Origin of the sequence: Cronobacter malonaticus LMG 23826, from assembly GCF_001277215.2 — a bacterium.
Classification (GTDB): Bacteria; Pseudomonadota; Gammaproteobacteria; order Enterobacterales; family Enterobacteriaceae; genus Cronobacter; species Cronobacter malonaticus.
Window position 1 is genome coordinate 21,696 of the sequence record NZ_CP013942.1, and the last position, 23,953, is coordinate 45,648.

General features: G+C 51.2%; 19 protein-coding genes and 7 pseudogenes. 9 read left to right on the forward strand and 17 right to left on the reverse strand.

What is annotated here, in order from left to right; genetic code table 11:
* Nucleotides 1–6 precede the first annotated feature (6 nt).
* Genes arsA through arsC form a run of 3 tightly spaced genes read left to right on the forward strand, consistent with a single transcriptional unit; the run spans nt 7 to nt 3,533 of the window.
* Nucleotides 7–1,758, forward strand: a complete 1,752-nt coding sequence (gene arsA / locus AFK66_RS20700; RefSeq protein WP_007871772.1) for an arsenite efflux transporter ATPase subunit ArsA — start codon at nt 7–9, stop codon at nt 1,756–1,758.
* Between the two features lie 47 nt (nt 1,759–1,805).
* Nucleotides 1,806–3,095 carry an arsenite efflux transporter membrane subunit ArsB gene (arsB, locus tag AFK66_RS20705; protein WP_007779001.1) on the forward strand — a complete coding sequence of 430 codons (1,290 nt, stop codon included), beginning with the start codon at nt 1,806–1,808 and terminating at the stop codon, nt 3,093–3,095.
* 12 nt (nt 3,096–3,107) lie between these two features.
* Nucleotides 3,108–3,533 carry a glutaredoxin-dependent arsenate reductase gene (gene arsC / locus AFK66_RS20710; RefSeq protein ID WP_007779002.1) on the forward strand — a complete coding sequence of 142 codons (426 nt, stop codon included), beginning with the start codon at nt 3,108–3,110 and terminating at the stop codon, nt 3,531–3,533.
* Nucleotides 3,534–3,565: 32 nt separating this feature from the next.
* Here arsC and AFK66_RS23120 read toward each other — a convergent pair.
* Together AFK66_RS23120 and AFK66_RS20720 are read right to left on the reverse strand one after the other, a co-directional pair.
* A pseudogene (locus tag AFK66_RS23120) lies at nt 3,566–3,995 on the reverse strand (N-acetyltransferase family protein).
* A 121-nt stretch (nt 3,996–4,116) separates the two neighbouring features.
* Nucleotides 4,117–4,470 (reverse strand): annotated as a pseudogene (locus tag AFK66_RS20720) (ArsA-related P-loop ATPase); the annotation flags it as partial.
* 231 nt (nt 4,471–4,701) lie between these two features.
* On the opposite strand from AFK66_RS20720, the pseudogene AFK66_RS20725 reads away from it, so the two are divergent.
* Nucleotides 4,702–5,186: pseudogene (locus AFK66_RS20725) on the forward strand (N-acetyltransferase family protein).
* Between the two features lie 49 nt (nt 5,187–5,235).
* Here the strand turns inward: AFK66_RS20725 and AFK66_RS20730 are convergent.
* Nucleotides 5,236–5,487: pseudogene (locus AFK66_RS20730) on the reverse strand (aquaporin); the annotation flags it as partial.
* On the opposite strand from AFK66_RS20730, the pseudogene AFK66_RS23125 reads away from it, so the two are divergent.
* The 3 genes and pseudogenes from AFK66_RS23125 to AFK66_RS23130 all read left to right on the forward strand — a co-directional run.
* Nucleotides 5,481–5,603, forward strand: a pseudogene (locus AFK66_RS23125) (type II toxin-antitoxin system ParD family antitoxin); the annotation flags it as partial. The pseudogenes AFK66_RS20730 and AFK66_RS23125 sit on opposite strands and share 7 nt — an antisense overlap.
* Entirely contained in the window at nt 5,569–5,688 is a 120-nt protein-coding gene (locus AFK66_RS20735) for a type II toxin-antitoxin system RelE/ParE family toxin (protein ID WP_007374422.1), read from the forward strand. The pseudogene AFK66_RS23125 and the gene AFK66_RS20735, both read left to right, overlap by 35 nt.
* A 36-nt stretch (nt 5,689–5,724) precedes the next feature.
* Nucleotides 5,725–5,887: pseudogene (locus AFK66_RS23130) on the forward strand (type II toxin-antitoxin system RelE/ParE family toxin).
* Nucleotides 5,888–6,066: 179 nt separating this feature from the next.
* On the opposite strand, the gene pcoE reads toward AFK66_RS23130, so the two are convergent.
* The 7 genes from pcoE to pcoA form a co-directional block, all read right to left on the reverse strand.
* The gene (gene pcoE / locus AFK66_RS20740; protein WP_004388336.1) at nt 6,067–6,501 is read right to left on the reverse strand and encodes a copper resistance system metallochaperone PcoE; all 435 of its coding nucleotides are present in this window, start codon (nt 6,499–6,501) and stop codon (nt 6,067–6,069) included.
* A 215-nt stretch (nt 6,502–6,716) separates the two neighbouring features.
* A complete protein-coding gene (pcoS, locus tag AFK66_RS20745) occupies nt 6,717–8,117 on the reverse strand; it encodes a copper resistance membrane spanning protein PcoS (protein WP_007779013.1) in 1,401 nt (466 codons plus the stop codon).
* Nucleotides 8,114–8,794, reverse strand: coding sequence for a copper response regulator transcription factor PcoR (pcoR, locus tag AFK66_RS20750; protein ID WP_001188930.1), 681 nt, complete (start codon nt 8,792–8,794; stop codon nt 8,114–8,116). Before pcoR ends, pcoS begins: the two co-directional genes overlap by 4 nt.
* A 54-nt stretch (nt 8,795–8,848) precedes the next feature.
* Entirely contained in the window at nt 8,849–9,727 is an 879-nt protein-coding gene (pcoD, locus tag AFK66_RS20755; protein WP_229692861.1) for a copper resistance inner membrane protein PcoD, read from the reverse strand.
* A 55-nt stretch (nt 9,728–9,782) separates the two neighbouring features.
* A complete protein-coding gene (gene pcoC, locus AFK66_RS20760) occupies nt 9,783–10,163 on the reverse strand; it encodes a copper resistance system metallochaperone PcoC (protein ID WP_007779017.1) in 381 nt (126 codons plus the stop codon).
* A gap of 39 nt (nt 10,164–10,202) precedes the next feature.
* On the reverse strand, nt 10,203–11,093 hold the full coding sequence (gene pcoB / locus AFK66_RS20765; RefSeq protein ID WP_001378118.1) for a copper resistance outer membrane transporter PcoB: 891 nt from the start codon (nt 11,091–11,093) through the stop codon (nt 10,203–10,205).
* Nucleotides 11,094–11,098: 5 nt separating this feature from the next.
* Nucleotides 11,099–12,916, reverse strand: coding sequence for a multicopper oxidase PcoA (gene pcoA / locus AFK66_RS20770; protein WP_000925242.1), 1,818 nt, complete (start codon nt 12,914–12,916; stop codon nt 11,099–11,101).
* A gap of 234 nt (nt 12,917–13,150) precedes the next feature.
* Between pcoA and AFK66_RS20775 the strand changes: the two genes are divergently transcribed.
* Complete coding sequence (locus AFK66_RS20775; protein WP_001023257.1) at nt 13,151–13,600, forward strand: copper resistance protein; 450 nt, start codon at nt 13,151–13,153, stop codon at nt 13,598–13,600.
* A gap of 237 nt (nt 13,601–13,837) precedes the next feature.
* A pseudogene (locus tag AFK66_RS20780) lies at nt 13,838–14,206 on the forward strand (M23 family metallopeptidase); the annotation flags it as partial.
* Nucleotides 14,207–14,239: 33 nt separating this feature from the next.
* On the opposite strand, the gene AFK66_RS20785 reads toward AFK66_RS20780, so the two are convergent.
* The 7 genes from AFK66_RS20785 to silC form a co-directional block, all read right to left on the reverse strand.
* Complete coding sequence (locus AFK66_RS20785) at nt 14,240–14,437, reverse strand: DUF2933 domain-containing protein (RefSeq protein WP_000843497.1); 198 nt, start codon at nt 14,435–14,437, stop codon at nt 14,240–14,242.
* A 40-nt stretch (nt 14,438–14,477) separates the two neighbouring features.
* On the reverse strand, nt 14,478–16,949 hold the full coding sequence (gene silP, locus AFK66_RS20790; protein WP_129244003.1) for an Ag(+)-translocating P-type ATPase SilP: 2,472 nt from the start codon (nt 16,947–16,949) through the stop codon (nt 14,478–14,480).
* Nucleotides 16,950–17,046: 97 nt separating this feature from the next.
* The gene (locus tag AFK66_RS20795) at nt 17,047–17,487 is read right to left on the reverse strand and encodes a DUF411 domain-containing protein (RefSeq protein ID WP_002436620.1); all 441 of its coding nucleotides are present in this window, start codon (nt 17,485–17,487) and stop codon (nt 17,047–17,049) included.
* Nucleotides 17,488–17,572: 85 nt separating this feature from the next.
* Nucleotides 17,573–20,719: a Cu(+)/Ag(+) efflux RND transporter permease subunit SilA gene (gene silA / locus AFK66_RS20800; protein ID WP_000574021.1), complete on the reverse strand. Its 3,147-nt coding sequence runs from the start codon at nt 20,717–20,719 to the stop codon at nt 17,573–17,575.
* Between the two features lie 10 nt (nt 20,720–20,729).
* Nucleotides 20,730–22,022 carry a Cu(+)/Ag(+) efflux RND transporter periplasmic adaptor subunit SilB gene (gene silB / locus AFK66_RS20805; protein ID WP_001485328.1) on the reverse strand — a complete coding sequence of 431 codons (1,293 nt, stop codon included), beginning with the start codon at nt 22,020–22,022 and terminating at the stop codon, nt 20,730–20,732.
* Between the two features lie 113 nt (nt 22,023–22,135).
* Nucleotides 22,136–22,489 (reverse strand): cation efflux system protein CusF, encoded by a 354-nt coding sequence (cusF, locus tag AFK66_RS20810; protein WP_001246153.1) that lies wholly within the window; start codon nt 22,487–22,489, stop codon nt 22,136–22,138.
* 28 nt (nt 22,490–22,517) lie between these two features.
* On the reverse strand, nt 22,518–23,903 hold the full coding sequence (gene silC / locus AFK66_RS20815) for a Cu(+)/Ag(+) efflux RND transporter outer membrane channel SilC (protein ID WP_007779036.1): 1,386 nt from the start codon (nt 23,901–23,903) through the stop codon (nt 22,518–22,520).
* Between the last annotated feature and the right edge of the window lie 50 nt (nt 23,904–23,953).

A 23,953-nucleotide genomic window follows, 5' to 3' on the forward strand; every position in this document is an offset into this window, starting at 1 on the left:
GGACATATGAAATTCTTACAGAATATCCCGCCTTACCTGTTTTTTACTGGCAAGGGAGGTGTAGGAAAAACTTCCATTTCCTGCGCGACGGCTATCCGCCTTGCCGAACAGGGTAAGCGGGTTTTGCTGGTCAGTACCGACCCGGCCTCCAATGTCGGTCAGGTATTCGATCAGGCTATCGGTAACACGATTCGCCCTGTGACAGCAGTTCCTGCAATTTCCGCACTGGAGATTGACCCGCAGGAAGCCGCCCGGCAATATCGGGCCAGAATCGTTGATCCTATCAAAGGTCTTTTGCCTGATGACGTTGTTAACAGTATCAGCGAGCAGCTTTCAGGAGCCTGTACGACTGAGATTGCTGCGTTCGATGAATTCACGGGCTTACTAACAGACGCTTCCCTGCTGACCCGCTTTGATCACATCATTTTTGATACAGCGCCGACGGGCCACACGATTCGTCTGCTCCAGCTTCCCGGTGCCTGGAGTAGCTTCATTGAAAGTAATCCAGATGGTGCTTCCTGTCTTGGCCCAATGGCCGGGCTGGAAAAGCAGCGTGAGCAGTATGCTCATGCGGTAGAGGCTTTGTCCGATCCTGAACGTACCCGCCTGGTTCTGGTTGCACGACTGCAAAATTCTACGCTGCAGGAAGTCGCCCGCACTCATGAGGAACTGGCTGAGATTGGCCTGAAAAATCAATATCTTGTGATTAATGGTGTGCTGCCTGAAGCCGAAGCTGAACATGACGCCCTGGCCGCGGCGATATGGCAACGTGAGCAGGAGGCACTGGCAAATCTTCCTGCCGGTTTATCTGAGCTACCGACAGATACCCTGTTACTCCAGCCAGTCAATATGGTTGGTGTTTCAGCATTGAAGGGACTGCTGGATACCCGTTCTGAGGCATTACCGCTCCCGGTAACGAATATCCTGTACACGCCTGAAAACTTATCTCTCTCTGGCCTGGTCGATGATATCGCTCGCAGTGAACACGGCCTGATTATGCTGATGGGCAAAGGTGGTGTAGGGAAAACCACGATGGCTGCTGCCATCGCCGTCAGGCTGGCAGACATGGGATTTGACGTGCATCTCACGACCTCTGATCCTGCTGCGCACCTGAGTACAACGCTGAACGGCAGCCTCAAAAACCTGCAGGTCAGCCGCATCAACTCTCACGATGAAACCGAACGCTATCGCCAGCATGTTCTTGAGACGAAGGGAAGAGATCTGGACGAAGCAGGGAAACGGTTACTGGAAGAGGATTTACGCTCTCCCTGTACAGAAGAAATTGCCGTGTTTCAGGCCTTCTCCCGTGTAATTCGTGAAGCGGGTAAGCGCTTTGTTGTCATGGATACCGCCCCTACCGGACACACGCTGCTGTTGCTGGATGCGACCGGGGCTTACCACCGAGAGATTGCCAAAAAAATGGGGAGTAAAGGTCATTTTACTACCCCCATGATGCAGCTTCAGGACCCGGATAGAACCAAAGTTCTGCTGGTTACGCTTCCTGAAACCACACCGGTCCTGGAAGCGGCAAACCTGCAGGCTGACCTTGAAAGAGCGGGGATTCATCCGTGGGGCTGGATTATCAATAACAGCCTTTCCATTGCGGATACGCGTTCTCCGTTGCTTTGTCAGCGTGCTCATCAGGAATTGCCTCAGATTGAGGCTGTTAAGGATCAGCATGCTGACCGTATAGCGCTTGTTCCGGTGCTGGCGTCAGAGCCCGCCGGTATTGAAAAGCTCAGAGAGTTGATGAGCTAATTTTTTGACATATACAGGGCGACAAAGTCGCCCTGTCAGGAGGTTTTATGTTACTGGCAGGCGCTATTTTTGTCCTGACCATTGTTTTGGTTATCTGGCAACCAAAGGGATTAGGGATCGGCTGGAGTGCAATGCTGGGCGCGGGACTGGCTCTGATATCTGGCGTTGTGCATGTGGGCGATATTCCGGTGGTGTGGAATATCGTCTGGAACGCGACGGCGACCTTTATTGCCGTAATTATTATCAGCCTGCTGCTTGATGAGTCCGGCTTTTTCGAATGGGCGGCATTGCATGTTTCGCGCTGGGGTAACGGTCGTGGCCGTTTGCTCTTTACGTATATCGTTCTGCTTGGTGCAGCGGTGGCGGCACTGTTTGCCAACGATGGTGCGGCACTTATTCTGACGCCGATAGTCATCGCCATGCTGCTGGCATTAGGGTTCAGCAAAGGCACGACACTGGCATTCGTCATGGCTGCCGGGTTTATTGCCGATACATCCAGCCTGCCGCTTATCGTGTCCAACCTGGTTAACATCGTTTCTGCAGACTTCTTTGGACTGGGCTTCACCGAGTATGCGTCGGTAATGGTGCCGGTGGATATTGCAGCCATTGTTGCCACGCTGGTTATGCTGCATCTGTTCTTCCGCAAGAATATCCCACCGACTTACGACCTGTCTCTTCTGAAAGCACCGGCAAAAGCGATTAAAGATCTGGCAACCTTCAGAACCGGCTGGATAGTTTTAATACTTCTGCTGGTTGGGTTCTTTGTCCTTGAGCCGCTCGGTATTCCCGTTAGCGCGATTGCGGCTGTTGGCGCTGTGATCCTGTTTGCAGTAGCTAAACGAGGCCATGCCATTAACACTGGCAAAGTGCTGCGCGGCGCGCCATGGCAGATCGTCATCTTCTCATTGGGGATGTACCTGGTGGTCTACGGTCTGCGCAACGCCGGGCTAACCGAATACCTTTCAGGTGTGCTGAATGTACTGGCGGATAAAGGACTCTGGGCTGCGACGCTGGGTACTGGCTTCCTGACGGCCTTCCTGTCTTCCATCATGAACAACATGCCTACCGTGCTGGTTGGCGCTCTTTCTATCGATGGAAGCACCGCAACAGGCGTTATCAAAGAAGCGATGATCTACGCCAACGTGATTGGCTGCGATCTGGGACCTAAAATTACACCTATTGGTAGCCTGGCAACGCTGCTCTGGCTGCATGTCCTTTCACAGAAGAATATGACCATCACCTGGGGATACTATTTCCGCACCGGGATCGTTATGACTCTGCCTGTGCTGTTTGTAACGCTGGCAGCGCTGGCGTTACGTCTCTCTTTCACTTTGTAATGAGATACTGATATGAGCAACATCACCATTTATCACAACCCGGCCTGCGGCACGTCGCGTAATACGCTGGAGATGATCCGCAACAGTGGTAATGAACCGACCGTTATTCATTACCTTGAAAATCCACCGTCACGCGATGAGCTGGTCAAACTCATTGCAGATATGGGCATTTCAGTCCGGGCTTTGCTGCGCAAAAACGTCGAGCCTTATGAAGAACTGGGGCTTGCGGAAGATAAGTTTACTGACGATCAGTTAATCGATTTTATGCTTCAGCATCCGATCCTGATTAACCGTCCGATTGTGGTGACACCGTTGGGAACGCGTCTGTGCCGCCCTTCCGAAGTGGTACTGGATATTCTTCCGGATGCGCAAAAAGGCGCATTTGCTAAGGAAGACGGCGAGAAAGTAGTAGATGAGGCAGGGAAACGGCTGAAATAACCGAAAGGGGGCGATGCCCCCTTTCTCCTGCCTCAGCGTCCGGGTACCGGACTGTCCGGCAGCGTACAGCTCCCTTTTCCCAGCTGACACTGCAGCAACACCGTGTCCAGCCAGCGGCCATGCTTGAAACCGATGTCCTTCAGCGTGCCGATTTCAGTAAATCCGGAGCGAAGATGCAGCGCTACAGACGCGACGTTCGCACAGTCCCCCACAACCGCTATCATCTGGCGGTATCCCTGAGACCGGGCCCATGTTAAGGCATGATCGAGTAAGGCTTTTCCACCCCCCTGCAGGGCGATATACCAGGGAAATCCACGTGACTGAACGTTTTTCACCCGGGCAAGCATTTCCTGCGTGTTCGGGGGGGGCCGTCTCGAAGCTGCCTGTGCCGTGCAGGACATGATGGGCGTAAAAGCGGCGTATGGCGGGAATGTGCTGCTCTTCAGCATTGATAATGTGCATTGTATAACTCCTGTGACGTTGACTGACACACTACCGGAATTCGCGACGGCAGATTAAGCGCTTCATCTTATGACCTGTATAAGGAAATGTTTTAAGTGGAGGTGGGGCGTCGTCCCACCTGTCAGCCCGCCATTTCAGCCAGCAGGTCCACGCCTACCGGGTCGTCCTTCAGCAGTGGCGTCAGGGCAATGCGCTGTGCATAATGCCCGGCAACGTCGTCGATCAGCGGCAGTTCGCGACGGGCACGGGTGACCAGGAACGGGGAGGACGGCTTCGCGGCCGCGAGGCTGTTATTGATGACCCACGCCCAGGGTTCAATCCCGGCCCGGCGTAAGTCCTGCTGCAGCCCGGCCGCTTCCAGTACCGGCGTGGTTTCGGCAAGCGTCACGATAATGACTCTGGTCTTCTCCGGATCCTGCAGCTGCATCATTGGCGTTATCACGTGATCGTGAGCCTGCCCCATCTGGCGCACCATTTACGCGGCATGGAGAAAACATGATCGGTGTTTATACCTCTCAGAAATGAGGTACGTCACAATATATATGGAAAAATGCATATGAATCCGTCACAGTAGAAACCGATTCCCGCTAAAAATGAAATGACCTTCATCCTTTGCTGACGGGCGCATTATGTCCCGCCGCCGGGAAGCCCAGGCAGGCTCGTTTTCTGACTGCCTATGAATACAGCAAACATACGGTACAGAGAAATGGCAGAGATCATCATTAGAAAAATGCACGAAGAGGACTGGTGTGCAGTCAGGGAAATTACAGGAAGATTCAGACGCGCCAGGCCCACCGCGCACCTGAGTGGCTGGAATGGAATGAAGGGCATCTTCAGGACTGCCGCTACGTCGCCACTGTTGATAACAGAGTGGTGGGATGGGCTGCGCTATCTCCTTTTTCCCGCCGGCATGCATACCGCGGTGTCGCAGAGCTGAGCATTTATGTCAGTACTCATTTTCAGGGAAAAGGCGCAGGCAGGGCTTTGCTCTCCGGGCTGATAAAGGGCTCGGAAGGTGCGGGTTTCTGGACGCTACTTGCTGGCATCTTTCCGGAAAACCAGGCCAGTGTTGCTTTACATCGCAGCCAGGGATTCAGGGAAGTCGGCTGCCGGGAAAAAGTGGGTGAAATGAACGGAAAATGGAGAGATGTTCTCATTCTGGAAAGGCGTAGCCGGACAGTGGGTTGCTGAAAAAAAGAATGCCTCTGTTCATCAGAGGCATTCTGTCCTGGAAGGGACTTTATTCCGGTGAGGGTGACTTCAGTTGCGGCATAAACAGCTGGCAGCACGCAACAGCTGCAAGCCCGCCAGACAGCGGAGCGGCCCAGTACAGCCACTGATTATCCCAGTATCCCATGGCCAATGCCGGCCCGAAGCTACGGGCCGGGTTCATGCTTGCCCCCGTCAGCGGCCCGCCAATAAAAGCATCAAGAAAAACAGCAATGCTGATAATCGCGGGGTTTCTGGTCGTGAGGATGCTCATAATCCAGACTTCAGGAACTGCGCGATCTGCTGGCCGAAGGGATCAGCAGCGGCGAGGCGAAACCATGGAACAAGAATGCATTCCTGAGGAATGTCAGGGCCAGGGTGGCAAATGAAAGAGATTGAGCTGACACCCAAAGCAGAAGAGGATCTGGAGGCCATCTGGGACTACAGCTTCAGACAGATCGGGGTTGTTCAGGCGGATGCATAGATCGGTCGTATAGCTGCAGTATTTGATGTGCTGGCCATGCATGATATCGGCACGCATTGTGCAGAGCTGGGAGACGATATCTGCACACTGCCGGTAGAACCGGCATACGATCTATTTTGTATCATCACATTCTATGGTTACGGTCATTCGTATTCTCAGCCAGTCTCAGGATACGGCGCGACATGCACCCTGGAGATGACCGGGGAACAGGATTCTCAAACAATATAAGTTAATTGTGAGGTCGACATGACCAAAAAAAACATTGTGTATGGACTCTTTCATTATTATTCATTTCGCTTATAAAAAAAACGCTCCCGGACGGGAGCGTAAGCCAGTGACTTCGGCGTCAAATGAGGGTCTGACAAGTGGAGCTGCGGGTTAATTCTGGGTGATCTGGCTGCGATGCTTTTCCGCCTGCTGCTGATGAATAACGGAAGATTGACCATTATTCGCCTTCTCATGCACAACAGCGGCTTTCTCATGCTCGTTCATTTCGGAAAATGATTTTGCTGTTTCGTTAGAAGCTGCTGGCTTGGATTTCATCATTTTTTTATGCATTTCAGCCATGTCCTGATGGGCAGCAGAATTGCCGTTTTGCATCATTTCATGGGACATTGCGGCCTGATCGTGACCGCTCATATCCATCATTTTCATGCTCTCCCCCTGAACTGCACTTTTTTCAGCGGATGATTGCATCTGATGGGCAGGCGCCTGGGCATTATTTACCTGGTCATGCATGTTCATTGTCTCTGCAGCCCAGGCAGATGAAGCGACAGCCATCATGGCAATAAAGGATACAAGGATCTTTTTCATGGTTGGGTCTCCGGTGTTTTCATACCCGAACAATCAATGCTTATAACAGAGAAAGCATTTGATCTCAGGGCTGGTTGATCATCACGCCAGGAACCGGGCGATTGAATTATCACGCTGTCCTGATTTATGGCTGATTATAAAAAACCGCCTCTGTTTATCGCGTGACTGAACGATGACATTTTTGTCACCTTCCGGGTTTCTCCTGAATAACGGTATTAATCCATTAACAGACGCACACTGAACACAATTTCCCGCCCCTGCTGTTCTGCTGACAGCTCGCCGCCGTGAGCATGAATGATCGACCTTGTAATTGATAATCCCAGCCCCGCGCCTTCCGTGTTGTAGAACCTTGATGAGTCTGCGCGATAGAACCGGTCAAACAAACGTTCCAGATTAGCGGGAACCTGGCCGGACATCGTATTCGTAATCATCACGTTCACACAGTCACTGTCACGCTCAAGGTGTATCGCTGTACAGGTGTTATCGGGAGAATACTTGATTGCATTGGAAAGCAGGTTACTGAAAGCACGTCGGAGCATATCGCTGTCTCCGGCAACAACGCCCTCTCCTTCAACCGTGATTGTCTTTCCTGTTTCGTCTGCCAGGGGCTCGAACAACTCACGTAATTCATTCAGTTCGGCTGCCAGATCCACATCATGTTTATCCAGCCGCAGCAGACCATGCTCTGAACGTGCCAGAAAAAGCATGTCACTGGTCATTCGTGACAACCTTTTCAGTTCTTCCAGGTTAGCGAATAAAATTTCGCGGTAATGCGAAACATCCCTTTCCTTAGCCAGTGCAAACTGCGTCTGCATCATCAGATTACTGACTGGTGTGCGCAGCTCATGCGCGATGTCAGACGAGAAATCTGACAGTTTCCGGAATGCCCCCTCCAGGCGATCAAACATATTATTGAACTCCTGCATGGTCTCAGAGATTTCCGGCGGAGCCAGATCGGGATTTAGACGCTGATCCAGGCTGTGTACGGTCATGGAGGAAGCCAGACTGGTCATTTCCCGTAGCGGTTTCAGACCAATACGTGTGGTCAGCCAGCCCAGAAAAACAGAAATAAAGACCAGACCGATATTGAACCAGAACAGCCAGGTACTGAGTTTGTCCATAAACAGGGTGTGATACCCAGTATCCGTGGCAACCGTAATGATGACATGTTTGCTTTTACCATGTTCCGGCGTCACGGCAACCCGCCGCGAGATACTGCGGTACACGGTGTTATTTTCTTCCGTCTGGATCATATAGTCGAGAATATCACCCGACTTATTAAGCAGGACCGCTGGAACAACAGAATTTTTGGCATAGAGTTCAACAATTTTTTCATTTTCCATGTTTTTTATAGAAATGAATAAGCCATTGTGCCCCACCATCGCATCGTTTATTTTTTCTGATAATGACTTAATATCCGTTTTGTTCCTGAACGTCTCTGTTTTAAGAAACTCTTCGGTGAGCTGAAGTTTACCTGTCAGAAAATCGCGGTCCTGATTATCGAAATAGCCATTAAGGGTGCTAATCAGGATAAAACTTGATAACCACCATACCGTAAGCATCACCGCAGAAAAAATCAGGCTCAGGCGTGTGGTCAGGGAAATTTTGAACCTCACTCTTCTCTGATCTCCAGGACATATCCGGCACCGCGAACGGTATGGATCAGTTTTGGCTCAAAGTCATCATCAATTTTACTTCTCAGACGTCTCACGGCGACATCAATCACATTCGTATCACTGTCAAAATTCATGTTCCAGACCAGGGACGAGATAAGACTCCTGGGTAACACTTCTCCGGTGCGTTGCAGCAGCAACTCAAGCAGAACGTATTCTTTACCGGTGAGATGGATCTTCTTCCCCGAACGGATCACGGTCCGGCGCACCATATCAACGGTCATATCGGCGATGGTGCAGACTGTTGCGGCCTGCGAGCGTGCCCGGCGCAGTAGGGTTCTTACACGTGCAACCAGCTCCGTAAAATCAAAGGGCTTAATCAGGTAGTCATCTGCGCCAAGCTCCAGTCCTTTCACTTTGTCCCGCACGTTGTCCTTTGCGGTTAAAAACAGGACCGGTTCTTCGTGCCCGGACTCCCTCAGTGCGCTGATGATTTGCCACCCGTCGAGGAAAGGCAGCATCACGTCCAGTATTATCAAATCATACTGTCCCTTCGACGCGGCCCCGAGACCATCGCGGCCATTATTAAAGAGATCGGCCTGATAGCCTTCCTCAACCAGTCCCTGCTGCAGGTAACGACCTGTTTTTTGTTCGTCTTCAACGATTAAAATACGCTGCATGGTCAACTCGCTGATATGAAAGTAAAAATCTCACGCATGAGCTTTGGCTGTCCCCTAGCTGACCTGAGACGGAGCAAGCATTCCGAGCCACGCTACGGCGCCCAGAATGATAATCGCAACAACGAATTCTGTCAGGATGCTGTTTCGCATCAGGGCAACGCTGCGATCATAATTCCCTTCCCTGACCATAACTTCAAGCCGGGGACCCAGGTGAAACCGGTTTGCTGCAGCCAGAAGAAGCATCAGCACAAACAGAGCCGTCTTGGCAAGCAATATCCTCCCCCAGGAACTGTTGAATAAGGGAGTTAAGTTACCCTCAGCAATATACAGATAGTTGACCAGCGCACTCAGGATCAGGGCTACAACAATCACCGTTCCTGCCGTGGCAAATTTTGCCAGGGAGTCAGATATCACAATGACGCTCTGTGCATTATGCTCGTTTCTGCGCATCAGCAGGATAGCAAATGCAACCAGAGCACCTGTCCAGGCACCTGCAGCGCCGAGATGGGTCAGATCGCTCAGTAAATGGAGATAGTAATGCAGACCGTCATGCATAACGGCGTGTCCTCCCCAGGCAAGTGTAGCCAGCGCCACGCCCCCACTCATCGTCATCAGCAGGCAGGACAATACTCTCTTATTAGTGTAAAGGAACAAAGCACCGAGTGTGGTAAACAGGGCACAGAGCCTGACAATCCAGCTAATACCCACATCAGTTTCTTCTATCACCATCTCGATAACATGGATGGATAATTCTCTGAGGTCAGTTACTCCACTCATGGCATTAGATACCAGGAGCATATTAATGCCAGTAAGAATGATGCCTGTAACAACAGCAAAGGTTATAAACGACCTGAAATTAGTCAGGTTATAGGTTTCATGTCTGACACCGCTTATTCCATATATCTGAAAAAATGGCAATCCAAATATTACCATCAAATCCAGATAAAGAAGAAAACGAATAACAATCATAATCAGGTCGTTCATAATATTACTTCACTGTAAAGGTGTAATTACCGGTAATAGGGTGCGTATCTGAAGAAACCGCGCGCCAGTCAACACGATAAGTGCCAGCGGGTAAAGGCTCTCGCGGAATAATGACCATCGATTTAGGGTCAGCGCCTGGCGCCACTTTTGCCGCGACCGGCATCGGAGAATGTGATGACATGCCTTTCATACCCGTCATCGTTAATTTTGCACCTGAGAATTTCACGGTCAGATTTTCCGAGAAATTAAGCTGAATCTTTTCCGGGGCCGCTACGGCTGAATCAGCCTGTGGCACAGAGCTTTTTAATTCCGGATGGGCCATAGCAGAGAAAGCAACGCCCATAACGAGGCCACCTGCAAGAATGGCTTTATTTAAAATCGACATTTTATTTACCTGTTTAGTTGAGTGTTTTATATCAGTGCGTTAAAACCAGATTCTGGCTCCCGCCAGGAATACTACCTGATGGTCTTTCTCACCTTCTCTTTTCGCCATATCGGATGTTTTCCCGTAAAGTTGATTCCAGGAAACGCCTATATAGGGTGCAAACTCACGGCGTATTTCATAGCGCAGCCGGAGCCCCAGCTCTGTGTCAGTCAGTCCCCTGCCGCGACCCCGCGATTCATCATCCTGACTGTAGAAATTCACCTCATAGGATGGCTGGAGTATGAGCCGGTTAGTCAGTAAAACGTCGTATTCTCCTCCCAGACGAAGGGCTGCTTTTCCGCCATTACTGACAAAACCCGTAATTTCAGACTCAAAATTATAGAGTGCCAGCCCCTGAAAACCGACAGCAGCCCAGGTCCGGGCAGAAGCAGGTCTGAAATCCTGCCTTACACCCGCAACCAAATCCCACCATGGGCCAACCGCATGTCCCCAGAGTAACTGCGCTTCAGCCGCCTCCGTTTCCCCATTGCTTCGTTCACCTTCACTCTTTAGCCAAATCCGATCTGTGTCGCCTCCAATCCAGCTGTTAACACTCCAGCTGAAATTGTTGGTGTTATCCGACCGTTGCCATTCCAGTTGATCCAGCAGAACCAGATAATTAATCGCACTGTCGTGAATCGCATGCCCCTGTAAATTGCCGAATGCAGCCTTCCGGTCGGCATCGGTAACAGGCGGAATTGGCGTTCTGCTCTCAGTTACAATGGGCTCCATTGACGTCATCTCAGTGAAATTCTCATCTGCTGGCATCTGCATGGCAGACATGTCGTGCCCGGCGTGGGGATCTGCAGAGACGGAGCCCGCCGCAATAGAAAGCTGTGAGGTAAACAAACCGGCGACCAGAACAGGTATGGCCTTCAAATTTCTCTTCATTCGCATCATTCCTCCACCCGGACTTCACGAAACATTCCCATTTCCATGTGATAGAGCAAATGGCAGTGATACGCCCAGCGGCCAAGCGCATCTGCTGTCACTCTGTAACTGCGTTTTGTACCAGGGGGAACATCTATTGTGTGTTTACGAACCATGAAATTACCGTTTTCATCTTCCAGATCGCTCCACATACCATGCAGGTGAATGGGGTGAGTCATCATGGTATCGTTGATCAGCGTGATCCTGAGCCGCTCACCGTATTTCAGCAGCACCGGTGCGGCATCTGAAAACTTGATTCCGTTAAATGACCAGGCAAACTTTTCCATGTGGCCGGTTAAATGCAGTTCTATGGTACGGCCAGGTTCACGTCCGTCAGGATCCTCAAAGCGGCTTTTCAAATCCGCGTACGTGAGAACCTTTCTTCCGTTATTTCGAAGACCAATACCCGGATCATTTAATTTCGGAGAGACGCTCATCGCCTGCATATCAACCAGTGGGTTATCCGTTTCTGACGCAGGATGACTTTGCATACCCGGCATTCCGGCCATCCGGGAATGATCCATACCGGCCATGCTGCTGTGATCCATGGGCGCGGAGGATGTCCCGCTATCCGGAAGGTCAGCACCGTCCATAGACATCATCTCTCCGCTGTTATCCATGCCTCCCATCTGGCTGTGGTCCATTCCTGCCATATCATGTCCCATTCCCCCCATACCCATATCTTCCATGGTCAACAGAGGACGGGGATCGAGGGGGGGAACGGCAGCACTTAACCCCTCTCTCGTGGCCAGTGTCCCTCGAGCGTAACCGGTCCTGTCCATGGATTGTGCGAAGATGGTATAGGCCTCACCCTGAGGCTCCACAATGACATCATAGGTTTCGGCAACGGCAATCCTGAATTCGTCAACGGTAACCGGGTTTACATACTGGCCATCTGCAGCCACGACCGTCATTTTCAGCCCGGGGATACGGATATCGAAATAGGTCATTGCCGAGCCGTTGATAAACCGTAAGCGTATCTTTTCACCGGGACGGAACAGTCCGGTCCAGTTTTTCAGCGGGGCCTGCCCGTTCATGAGATAGGTGTAGGTGTAGCCACTGACATCCGCGAGGTCAGTCGGATTCATTTTCATTTCAGCCCACATTTTCCGATCGGCAATGGTGGCTGACAGCCCCCTGGTATTCACGTCGCGGAAAAAAGAGCCAACGGTTGGTTTATTGAAATTGTAGTAATCCGACTGTTTTTTTAATTTTTTCAGCAGGCTGTGAGGATTTTCATCGGTCCAGTCAGACAACATGACCACATGCTCACGATCGTAAGCAAACGGTTCTGGCTCCCTGGCATCGATGATAATGGCACCGTATACCCCCTCCTGTTCCTGCAGACCGGAATGGCTGTGGTACCAGTAAGTCCCGTTCTGCTTAACCTTAAAGGTGTAAACGTAGGTATCATCAGGCTCTATGCCCATAAAACTCAGCCCCGGAACACCATCCATATTGGCCGGAAGAATAATGCCGTGCCAGTGAATGGACGTCTGTTCATTAAGACGGTTTTTGACCTTCAGGGTAATGGTGTCACCTTCTTTCCAGCGAAGAACGGGCCCCGGCAGGCCTCCATTGATTGTTTTGGCCTGACGCTCACTGCCCGTGATATTGACGGCCGTTTCACCAATGGTCAGGTCAAACTGAGTACCCTGCAGGGATGCGGCAACTGGCAGGCTCAGACTGGAACGCGCATTGAAACTCCATACGCCAAGACTTCCGGCTACGCCAGAGAGGGTTAACCCCTTCAGGAAAGTTCGTCGAGACGTTTTCAACAGCATGCGCATTCCCTTATTTAAAGTATGGTTACTGACAGAATTCGAGAACCGATTTAAATTAAATTACTGGTTCATCCACTTACAATGAAATGAATCTAGCACACCTTAAGAAACAAATTCATTACAATCGTGTAATGTACATAGCTGTATTACATTTACGTCATCTTCCCCACAGGTTGATTATTTTTATATATGATCATAAGGACATCTTTTATGTACCTCAGAAGGTAATTACACATGAATATATTAATCACGACCACTGCGTTTACAGCTTTATTTTGTGGGGCAGCTTTTGCTCAGTCCAGTGATATTGCCCATGAAGCACATCGATTTGTTAATAATGCCTCAGCCGTCAGTCATGTGAACTCCTCGACGCATGAAAACTTACCGGACAGGGTTAATAAAAACAACACGCCCTCATTCTCTGAAATGAATGAACATGAAAGGGCCATTGTTGCTCATTCATTTATGAACAACAGCGCGTCCTATGCGCATCAGAAAATGATTGAGGAACATAAAAAAATGCTGTCCGGCAGTGATGCAAATTCAAAGACCTCGTCTTCTTCTTTTAACGAACTGAATGCCGGAGAAAAAGCCGCTCTCGTGCATGAGCAGGTCAATAATGCCGGTGCGGAAGCACATCAGACGCAGGCAAGAAAGCTTCGCGGGCTGTATTCGACCAGGTAACTGCAGGCGGGTTAGTGCTTAGCGTCAGGTGCGCAGCAGGGCTTTACTGACGGGTTACGTAGCAGGACATGAGCCCCATATTGCTCTGCCGTAACCTGTTTCAGTCCCGTTAATCATCACCGTCGGGCTGGTCATACAGTTCCCAGAGCTTCAGGAGCAAACGGGAAACAAGATATGTTACAAAAATGACGACCATCAACGGTGCTCCCGATTAACTGACAGATGACACGCCTCCTGAATGGCATTGATTATTCCATGCCCATGAACACGAAAATAGTCAGCGTCATCGACGGAAAAATCACCCGGGCCGAATACAACAGTACCATGGGATATTTTGTTGAAGTAACGGGAAAAGCCGGTGTTAAAACTCGCTATCTCCACCTCAATAAAATACTCGTTACTAAAGGGGCCTGGGTTACCCGGGGAGACGCTATTGCGTTATCCGGTAACAGCGGACGTTCATCCGGTCCTCATCTGCATTACGAGCTGGTCATCAATAACAATCCTGTTAACTCACTGGCGTTCCGGGCAGCGGCACCCGCTGATAACAAACTTGAACAGCATGCCTTTGCGCATGCCAGAGACTACGAACGATACCTGGACTGATAACGGGGCCGCGACGCGGCCCCGTCTGCCGGATTAATTTTTTTTATCGTTTTCACTTCCTTGATGTTGATGATCTCCATGCCCTCCGTGGCCGTGGAAAAGATGCATTAGCGGGCAGACCAGCAATAACAGATATGGCCAGTAACCTGCCACATGTGACCAGTGTTCGCGCAGGAGGGCAAATGCCGCGATCGCGGCGACAGCAATAAGCGCATAGGTGGTACTTTTCATACTGGACTCCTTCTGTTCGTAACAGCCCCTTCACTCAGTGTTATTTCCCGAGCCTGACACTTTTCAGACGCAACGCATTCACAATGACGCTGACGGAGGAAAGAGCCATGGCCGCCGCCGCAATAACTGGCGACAGCAGTATTCCATACACAGGATAAAGCAGACCTGCAGCCACAGGCACGCCAAGTGCGTTGTAGATAAATGCAAAAAACAGATTCTGTCGGATATTTTTCATGGTGATTTCTGACAGATGACGGGCCCTGTTCAGTATCATCAAGTCGCCTTTGAGAAGGGTGACTCCGGCACTTTCAATTGCCACATCTGTACCCGTTCCCATGGCTATACCCACGTCAGCCGCTGCCAGCGCCGGGGCATCATTCACACCGTCTCCGGCCATCGCAACCACATGGCCAGACGCTTTCAGTCGGGTTATCACTGCTTTTTTGCCATCCGGCAGAATCCCGGCTTCAACCTCATCTATTCCCAGTTTCCGTGCGACTGCTTCAGCGGTAAGCTGGTTATCCCCGGTGAGCATAACGATGCGGATCCCCGCCTGACGCAAAGCTTTAAGCGCATCCGGCGTGGTTGCTTTCACGGGATCCGAGATAGCTATCAGGCCTGCAAGGTGCCCGTCTGTGGCCACATAGATAACGGTAGCGCCTTCCATCCGCAACGTATCCGCAACGGCCTTTTGATTATCAATAACGATACTGTTTTCCTGCATAGCCAGTTCATTACCAATAACAACCCGTTGACCTTCGACATCGCCTGAGACACCTTTACCCGACGGCGCATTGAAATGAGTGACTGCGGGTATTGCGATCCCCTTTTCCTGTGCTGCTTTAACTACTGCCATACCCAGCGGATGCTGCGAGCCTTTTTCCACTGCGGCCGTTACACGCAAAAGAGATGTTTCCCCACCCGGATTGAGACTGATAATCCCTGTCACCGTCGGCGAACCTTCCGTGAGCGTGCCTGTTTTGTCGACAACCAGCGTGTCCACTTTTTCAAGACGCTCAAGGGCTTCGGCATTCTTGATTAACACCCCGGCCTGGGCTCCTTTGCCCACCCCCACCATTATCGACATCGGCGTGGCCAGCCCCAGCGCGCAGGGACAGGCAATAATCAGGACCGACACAGCCGCAATGAGACCGTGCGCCATCCTGGGCTCGGGCCCCCAGACAGACCAGATCATGAAAGCAACAACCGCGATAAGTATCACCAGAGGAACAAACCAGCCTGAAACGCTGTCAGCCATTCTCTGGATGGGGGCCCGCGAACGCTGTGCATCAGCGACCATCTGAACAATTCGTGAGAGCATCGTTTCATCACCGACTTTCTCTGCACGGATGATAAGACTACCTGTCTGATTAATGGTCCCCCCGATGACAGGGTCACCCTCCGTTTTGGTAACAGGCATAGATTCCCCGGTCACCATCGATTCATCAACGGTTGTTTTGCCTTCGACCACGATACCGTCGACCGGAATACTCTCTCCAGGTCTGATGCGGAGCTTATCGCCAGGCAGGACATCTTCCGCATTAATATCCGTTTCATGACCGTCTTGATCCAGCCGCCTGGCGGTTTTGGGGGCAAGGTTAAGAAGCGCAGTAATGGCACCTGAGGTTTGTTCCCTTGCCCGCAATTCAAGGACCTGTCCCAGCAGAACAAGCACCGTAATAACAGCTGCGGCTTCAAAATAAATGGCCACCAGGCCATCCATGTTTCTGAACGATGCAGGAAACCAGGAGGGGAAGACGGTTGCAATGACGCTGTAAACCCAGGCTACGCCGGTCCCCATTGCAACAAGGGTAAACATATTCAGGGAGCGGTTACGTAACGACATTCCGGCCCGGGCGAAGAATGGCCAGCCACACCACAAAACGACAGGAGAGGCCAGAAGTAACTGCAGCCATGTGTTGTACTGTGGCGGTACTGTATTCCTCAAAGCGGGAAACAGATGAGAACCCATTTCGAGTATCAGAACCGGAAACGCCAGCAACAACCCCAGCCAGAAGCGTCTTGTCATGTCGCGAAGTTCATCACTCGTCCCCGTGGATGCCGTAGCTACGAGCGGCTCCAGTGCCATTCCACAGACAGGACAGCTTCCGGGACCACTACGGCGTATCTCCGGATGCATCGGACATGTCCACACACCTTCAGAAATCTCTTTCTCCGCCTGGCGGTGAGACTGTTTTATCTTATCAGGGCTGACTTCATGGTGGTCGTGGTGATGGTGATGTTCACTGGCATCTTCGGTAAAATAATGATCGGGATGGGCTTTAAATTTGCTCTCACAGCTGGCGGAGCAGAAATAAAGCTGATGGTCCTGGTATCGAATGCTGCTGTGCGCCTTGTCAGGCAGGATGACCATCCCGCACACGGGATCTCTCACCTTATGCAATGCGTGACTCTCGTCCGGGGATGATGTCTGCTCAGAAGCAGTCTGGTTGTTATGTTCCACTGCATTGTCATTTTTCACAGTAACTCTCCTTATGCATATCTGAAGCATTTTCTGTCTTCAGGATATGTCATGGATGCGATTACCACGAATGCCGCCGGCATAAGAGTGCCTGCTGCCGGCGTCCCGTTATCAGCCGTTCCGCTGACTATTCGATTCGCTGGAAGACTTTTTTACTGCCCTCCGGTGAGAATGCGATAACATCGTAAGCCTCTTTTCGGGCCCCCATCTCCATTCCCGGACTTCCTGCTGGCATACCGGGGGTGGCGAGACCGTATATACCCGAACCAGACTGCATGGCCTTATGTATCGTTGCCGCAGGCACATGGCCTTCAATGATCAAATTACCTACAACCGCGGTATGACAACTTCGTAGTCCAGCAGGAACAGCATGCTTTTCTTTCAGGGCTGACAGCGCCTGATCATTCATGACGTGAGTTCGCACTTCGAACCCGTCTTTTTCCATCGCTTTGCCCCACAGGGAACAACAGCCACAGTTTTCAGATTTGTACATATCAATGACTTTTTCACTCGCCATTGCAGGCAGTGACAGGCCGAGAGCCAGGGCCATTAGAACCACTTTTTTCATACTCACCTCTGTATATTATCGATATAAACCCTGACGTCAGGGTGAATCAGTGCAGAAGGACGCCCACTGGGGCGCCCTTTCAGGGTTATGACACGCTTTTTTTATGTCTGCGCAGCCAGATTAATTTGTAGGCGGCAGGAATAATGAACAGGGACAGCAGCGGAGCCGTGATCATCCCACCAATCATTGGCGCAGCAATACGGCTCATGACTTCTGAACCTGCGCCGGTTCCCCAGAGTATTGGCAGCAGACCCGCAATGATCACCGCCACGGTCATGGCTTTCGGCCGGACACGCAGTACGGCACCATGATAGAGGGCTTCATCAAGACCTTCCGGTGTGAACGTCTCTTTACGGGACAATTCCGGGTGCGCTTCAATGGCATGACGCAGATACATCAGCATGACCACGCCAAACTCTGCTGCCACCCCGGCCAGGGCGATAAACCCGGTTCCGGTCGCCACTGACATATGGAAGCCCTGCCAGTACAGGAACCATATTCCGCCAACCAGGGCGAACGGCAGGCTCATCAGGATCAGCAGGGCTTCGTCAACCCGGCGGAATGCCAGATACAACAGGATGAAAATGATCATCACCGTCATCGGCACCATCAGCTTCAGTTTCTTGTTGGCATGCTCAAGCAGTTCAAACTGTCCGGAGAATGCCACACTGGTTCCCGGTCTCAGTTTCACTTTCTCGCTGATGGCCGTCTTAATGTCGTTAACCACCGACACCATGTCCCTGCCGCGGGCATCAACATAAATCCAGCTGGCTGGCCGGGCATTTTCGGTTTTCAGCATGGTTGGTCCAGAAACGACGTTAATATCCGCGACATCGCCCAGCGTGATCTGCTGCTTCATCGGGGTCAGGATCGGCATCTGTTTCAGCGCCTGCGGACTGTTCCGGTAATCCTGCGGGTAGCGAATGTTAATAGGGTACCGGGCCACCCCTTCAACCGTCTCACCCACCATAGCACCTCCGATTGCTGAAGAGACGAACAGCTGGACATCACCTACCGTCATCCCGTAGCGGGAGGCTTTCTCCCGGTTGATATCGATATCGATGTAGCGCCCGCCCTCAAGTCGCTCAGCCAGGACAGACACCACGCCAGGCACGGTTTTGGCTACCGCCTCGATACTCTGCGCCGTCGCGTCGATATCGGACAGAACAGTCCCGGACACTTTGATACCTATCGGGCTTTTGATCCCGGTTGAGAGCATATCAATACGGTTACGGATAGGCGGCACCCAGAGGTTTGCCAGACCCGGTAAACGGACTGTCCTGTCGAGTTCATCAATAATCTTGTCAATTGTCATGCCGGGACGCCACTGATCCTCAGGTTTGAGCTGGATCGTGGTTTCCACCATTTCGAGCGGCGCGGAATCCGTTGCGGTCTCTGCTTTACCGGTCTTGCCAAATACAGAAGCCACTTCAGGAACGCTTTTGATTAACTTGTCTGTTGTCTGCAGGAGCGCTGCAGCTTCTGCCGGAGAGACGCCAGGCAAGGTCGACGGCATATACAGCAGATCGCCCTCGTTAATCTTCGGCAGAAATTCACCGCCCACCTGACTCAGTGGCCAGATAACCGTGAAAATGGACAAGGCCGCAACCAGCAGGGTTGTTTTTGGCCAGTGGAGGACCCGCAGCAGCAAAGGATGATACGCTTTGATCAGCACCCGGTTCAGGGGGTTACTTGTCTCGGCAGGAATTTTCCCCCGGATCCAGAATCCCATCAGAATAGGAATGACGATGATGGCCAGTGCGGCCGCTCCCGCCATGGAGTACGTTTTCGTGAATGCCAGCGGGCCAAACAGACGACCTTCCTGCCCTTCCAGGGTAAAGATAGGAATAAAGGACAGGGTGATGATCAGCAGGCTAATGAACAACGCGGGTCCCACTTCCACGGAGGCGTCGGTAATCACCTTCCAGCGGGTGGCGTTGTCAATCTGCTCACCCGGATGCTGATGATCCCACTCCTCAAGCCGTTTGTGCGCATTTTCAATCATCACAATGGCGGCATCCACCATCGCACCGACGGCAATCGCTATCCCTCCCAGCGACATGATATTGGCGTTCAGTCCCTGGAAGTGCATGACGATAAAGGCGATACACAGGCCAAGCGGCAGAGAGATAATCGCCACCAGGGCAGAACGTACGTGCCACAGGAACAGAGCACAGACGATGGCCACCACGATAAACTCTTCCAGAAGTTTGGAACTGAGGTTATCAATCGCCCGGTCGATTAACTGGCTGCGATCGTAGGTGGTCACGATTTCAACGCCTTCCGGCAGGCTGGCCTTCAGCGTCTCCAGTTTATCCCTCACTGCCGTGATAACGTCGCGCGCATTTTTACCCGACCGCAGGATCACCACGCCGCCAGCGACTTCTCCCTGGCCGTTCAGCTCGGCAATACCACGCCTCATTTCGGGCCCGGTCTGCACGCGGGCAACATCCCGCAGATAAACCGGCACGCCGTTCTCACCTGTTTTCAGGACGATGTTATTAAAATCATCAATGCTCTGAAGATAACCGCTGGCACGGACCATATACTCCGCTTCGGCCATTTCAACGGATGAGCCACCGGCCTCCTGGTTAGACGATTCAAGTGCCTGTTTCACTTCGGGCAGGCTGATACCGTACTGGGACAGTTTTACCGGATTGACCTGAATCTGGTACTGTTTCACCACGCCGCCAACCGAAGCGACCTCAGCCACGTTCGGGATGGTTTTCAGCTCAAATTTCAGGAACCAGTCCTGCAGAGAGCGCAGTTCTGAAAGGTCGTGTTTTCCGTTGCGATCGACAAGGGCATATTCAAATATCCAGCCCACTCCCGTGGCGTCCGGGCCGATTTCAGAGCTCACACCCGCAGGCAGTTTGCCCTGAACCTGATTCAGGTATTCCAGCACGCGCGAACGGGCCCAGTACAGATCGGTGCCGTCTTCAAAAATGACATACACATACGAATCACCGAACTGTGAAAAGCCACGCACGGTTTTTGCGCCAGGTACGGACAGCATGGTGGTGGTAAGCGGATAGGTGACCTGGTTTTCTACAATCTGCGGGGCCTGTCCGGGATAGCTGGTTTTAATAATGACCTGCACATCTGACAGGTCAGGCAGCGCATCGACCGGCGTGTTAATTATCGTCCATGTGCCCCAGATGCTGAGAAACAGTGCGCCCATCATGACCAGGAAACGGTTGGCGACAGAGCGCCGGATAATCCATTCAATCATCGTCGTCTCCTCAGTGCCCTGAATGCATATTTACAGGCTGCTCAGACATTGCTGGCATACTGTTTTCTGTTTTTTCAGGGTGGCGCATACGTTCCAGCGCGCCCGTAATATTGGCTTCGGAGTCAATGAGGAACAGGCCACTGACCACCACGGTATCGCCTTCATTCAGGCCGGAGCCAATGCCGGACTGTTGCTGTGATTCATGCAGAACGTGGATCTGTTTCGGCACAAACTTGCCTTCATCATCAACAGTAATCACGCGCTGTTCTTTGCCGGTATCGATAACGGCCTGGCTTGGTATCAGCAGCATCTCCTGGCTCTTGGTATTCAGTTTCAGATAGGCATTCATGCCCGGCTTGAGAAACTCATCCTTATTAGAAACCTGGAGACGGACCTGAAGCGTACGGGTTGTCTGATCCACGCTGGGAAGAATGTTCCATTTTTCGACATGGAATGTTTTATCCGGATAAGCCGGTACCGAAATTTCAAACTGCGACGTATCTTTCAGCAGATATGCGATAGATTCTGGCACTGCAGCGCTGATCCAGACCGGGTCCATCCCCTGAATCTGAGCCACTACTTTATCTTTCGAAATATTCATTCCGGTGCGCAGGTCAAACGCAGTAATGACACCATCAATAGGTGCTTTAATGGTAAAACGGGTCTGGATTGTGCGGGTTGAACGCAGCCTTTGAATATCCTCTTCCGGCATACCAGCTAGACGAAGTCGCTCCAGAACCCCTTTTATCTGGGTTGACGTACCGCCTGTACCGGATAACAGCAGGAACTCACTTTGTGCCTCAACCCATTCAGGAATGGTGATATCGATAAGCGGAGTGCCTTTCTTCACATGATCGCCAATCGTCAGGGGATACACTTTTTCGACGAAACCGTCAGAGCGCGCCTGCACAATGACAAACTGATACTCGTTGTAACTGACATTAGCCGGGATTGTCTGAGAATAATTCAGCATTCCTCGCGTGACTTTTTGCGTTTTTAATCCCAGATTCTGAACCTGCGTTGGATCGATACGGATCCCGCCACTGCTTTTATCGCCGCTTTCATCAGCATATTTTGGCACCAGGTCCATATCCATAAAGGGAGATTTTCCGGGTTTATCAAATTTGGTATCCGGTTTCATCGGGTCATACCAGAAAAGTACCTTTCGCTCCGGTGCCTTTTGTTCGGTTTGTACTGTTTTTTGTGATGAGTTTACATACTGCCAGGCAGTAACCGATATCAGCCCTCCTGCTATGAGGCTGCTGATAATTATTGCAGCATATTTTATCTTTAAAGAAGCCATACAATTTCTCGCTGAAAAATCAAAACACCTGGCATATGCGCCCGATCATTCATTCACAGTAATCCCTTAATGAATGTTCAGGCGCACTGGATGTATTCGCTCCGGACTGATAATCAGGATTGCGTAACGTTAATGCTTTTGAGTAAGGAGATATTGCCCTGCTGAATAAACGAGAAATCGACATGGTTGCCGGTTTTCAGGGCATTGATAGCGTCGTCTGCATTAACAAAAGTGAAGCGCATGGTCATTGCAGGCCAGCCCACAGCAGGGATTGCTTCGTGCGAAATGGTAATCTTTTTACTATTCATATCAATGTCTTTAACGACACCGGTGCCCTTGATAACCTGCTGTACCGAAGCATCACTGGCAGCATTCATATCGCCATGCTGATGTGTTTCAGCATGAAGACCGGCAGAAAACATGACAGAGAAGGCACCAAATAAAACGGCTTTAAGTGAATTACGCATTTTTAATTTCCTGATTAATTAAATAAATTTACTCTACCCAACCGCCACCCAGCGCGGTAAACAGATTAATTTCGTTAACCTGTCGGGAATAGGTAAGATCGAGAATGGTTTGCTGCGTAGCGAAGAGGGAACGTTCTGCATCCAGCACTTCGATGTAACTGACAGCACCACTTGCATATAATCCTCTGGCACGCTGGAGAGTTATCTGAAGTGAATCAAGATAACGCTGCTGTGACTCAAGTTGCTGGCTAAGGCTGTCGCGCAGCGCAAGCGTGTCGGAAACATCCTTAAAGGCTGACTGAATTTTTTGTTCGTAATTAACCACCGATTGTTGCTGGCGAATTTCAGCCAGCTTCAGATTGGCTTTATTCCTGCCAGCATTAAAAATAGGAATTTCAATTTTAGGGATAAAATTCCACATTCCACTTCCTGACGTAAACAGGCTTGACAGCTCCGTACTGCTTGCGGAAAGACCACTGGTCAGGGTAATGGAGGGGAAAAAGGCCGCTCGCGCTGCGCCAATATTGGCATCAGCCGCTTTCAGCTGATATTCCGCTTCCATAATATCCGGTCGCTGCAGCAAAATTTGTGAAGATAGATTTGGTGGCAATTTTACTGGTGCGATCTCCCAGCCTTTCATCCCTTTTTCTGACGGAAGTGCGCGGTACGTTCCCAGCACCAGTTGCAGGGCATTGTTTGCCTGAGCCAGATCGCCTTCTCGTTTGGCTATTTCGGCGCGGGTACTTTCGATTTGTCCTCTCGCCTGTTCAAGTGCCAGAACGTTCGTACTCCCGGTCACGAGCTGTTGCTCAACGAAAGCATAGGACTGTTCATAATTTTTCAGCGTTTCCCGCGCAATACGGAGTTGTTCGTACGCCAGTTGCTGGCTGAAATAGCTCTGTGAAACGTTGGAGACCAGCAGGATGTGTACGGCCCGACGGGCTTCTTCGCTGGCAAAGTAGTTCTGGCGGTCAGCATCACTCATGTTCTTAAGTTTGCCGAAAAAATCGAGCTCATAGCTGAGCTCCAGTCTCGCGTCGTACTCCTGTGTGGTCGGCTTGTCACCTTTCAGACCACCGCTGTATGTTATCCCGGATGAGCCATTCAGCTGGGGATAACGATCTGCATCCGTGACGTTGAACTGGGCTCGGGCCTCTTCAACCTTCAGGGCAGCCATTCTCAAATCACGGTTATTAGTCAGAGCTTCACCGATCAACCGGGTAACCTGGGGATCGACAAAAAAGTTACGCCAGCCCGTATCCTGATAGCCATTTACCGCTGGCGTCAGGCTGTTATGGGACAGTGAAAACTGCTGGGGTACCGGTGCTGCGGGCCGCTGATATTCAGGCGCAAGCGACACGCAGCCTGCCAGGATGAATATCGTGCTAATGCTGAGTAATTTTAATTTGAACATAACGCTTCTCGTCCAGGCAGACCTGGTAAATGGTTCAAATGAAGTCCAGA

Coding starts and splice junctions, on each gene's coding strand:
- arsA (WP_007871772.1), top strand. CDS start 7: ATGAAATTCTTACAGAATATCCCGCCTTACCTGTTTTTTACTGGCAAG.
- arsB (WP_007779001.1), top strand. CDS start 1,806: ATGTTACTGGCAGGCGCTATTTTTGTCCTGACCATTGTTTTGGTTATC.
- arsC (WP_007779002.1), top strand. CDS start 3,108: ATGAGCAACATCACCATTTATCACAACCCGGCCTGCGGCACGTCGCGT.
- AFK66_RS20735 (WP_007374422.1), top strand. CDS start 5,569: ATGTCAGGGCCAGGGTGGCAAATGAAAGAGATTGAGCTGACACCCAAA.
- pcoE (WP_004388336.1), bottom strand. CDS start 6,501: ATGAAAAAGATCCTTGTATCCTTTATTGCCATGATGGCTGTCGCTTCA.
- pcoR (WP_001188930.1), bottom strand. CDS start 8,794: ATGCAGCGTATTTTAATCGTTGAAGACGAACAAAAAACAGGTCGTTAC.
- pcoD (WP_229692861.1), bottom strand. CDS start 9,727: ATGGTAATATTTGGATTGCCATTTTTTCAGATATATGGAATAAGCGGT.
- pcoC (WP_007779017.1), bottom strand. CDS start 10,163: ATGTCGATTTTAAATAAAGCCATTCTTGCAGGTGGCCTCGTTATGGGC.
- pcoB (WP_001378118.1), bottom strand. CDS start 11,093: ATGAAGAGAAATTTGAAGGCCATACCTGTTCTGGTCGCCGGTTTGTTT.
- pcoA (WP_000925242.1), bottom strand. CDS start 12,916: ATGCTGTTGAAAACGTCTCGACGAACTTTCCTGAAGGGGTTAACCCTC.
- AFK66_RS20775 (WP_001023257.1), top strand. CDS start 13,151: ATGAATATATTAATCACGACCACTGCGTTTACAGCTTTATTTTGTGGG.
- AFK66_RS20785 (WP_000843497.1), bottom strand. CDS start 14,437: ATGAAAAGTACCACCTATGCGCTTATTGCTGTCGCCGCGATCGCGGCA.
- silP (WP_129244003.1), bottom strand. CDS start 16,949: ATGCTTCAGATATGCATAAGGAGAGTTACTGTGAAAAATGACAATGCA.
- AFK66_RS20795 (WP_002436620.1), bottom strand. CDS start 17,487: ATGAAAAAAGTGGTTCTAATGGCCCTGGCTCTCGGCCTGTCACTGCCT.
- silA (WP_000574021.1), bottom strand. CDS start 20,719: ATGATTGAATGGATTATCCGGCGCTCTGTCGCCAACCGTTTCCTGGTC.
- silB (WP_001485328.1), bottom strand. CDS start 22,022: ATGGCTTCTTTAAAGATAAAATATGCTGCAATAATTATCAGCAGCCTC.
- cusF (WP_001246153.1), bottom strand. CDS start 22,489: ATGCGTAATTCACTTAAAGCCGTTTTATTTGGTGCCTTCTCTGTCATG.
- silC (WP_007779036.1), bottom strand. CDS start 23,903: ATGTTCAAATTAAAATTACTCAGCATTAGCACGATATTCATCCTGGCA.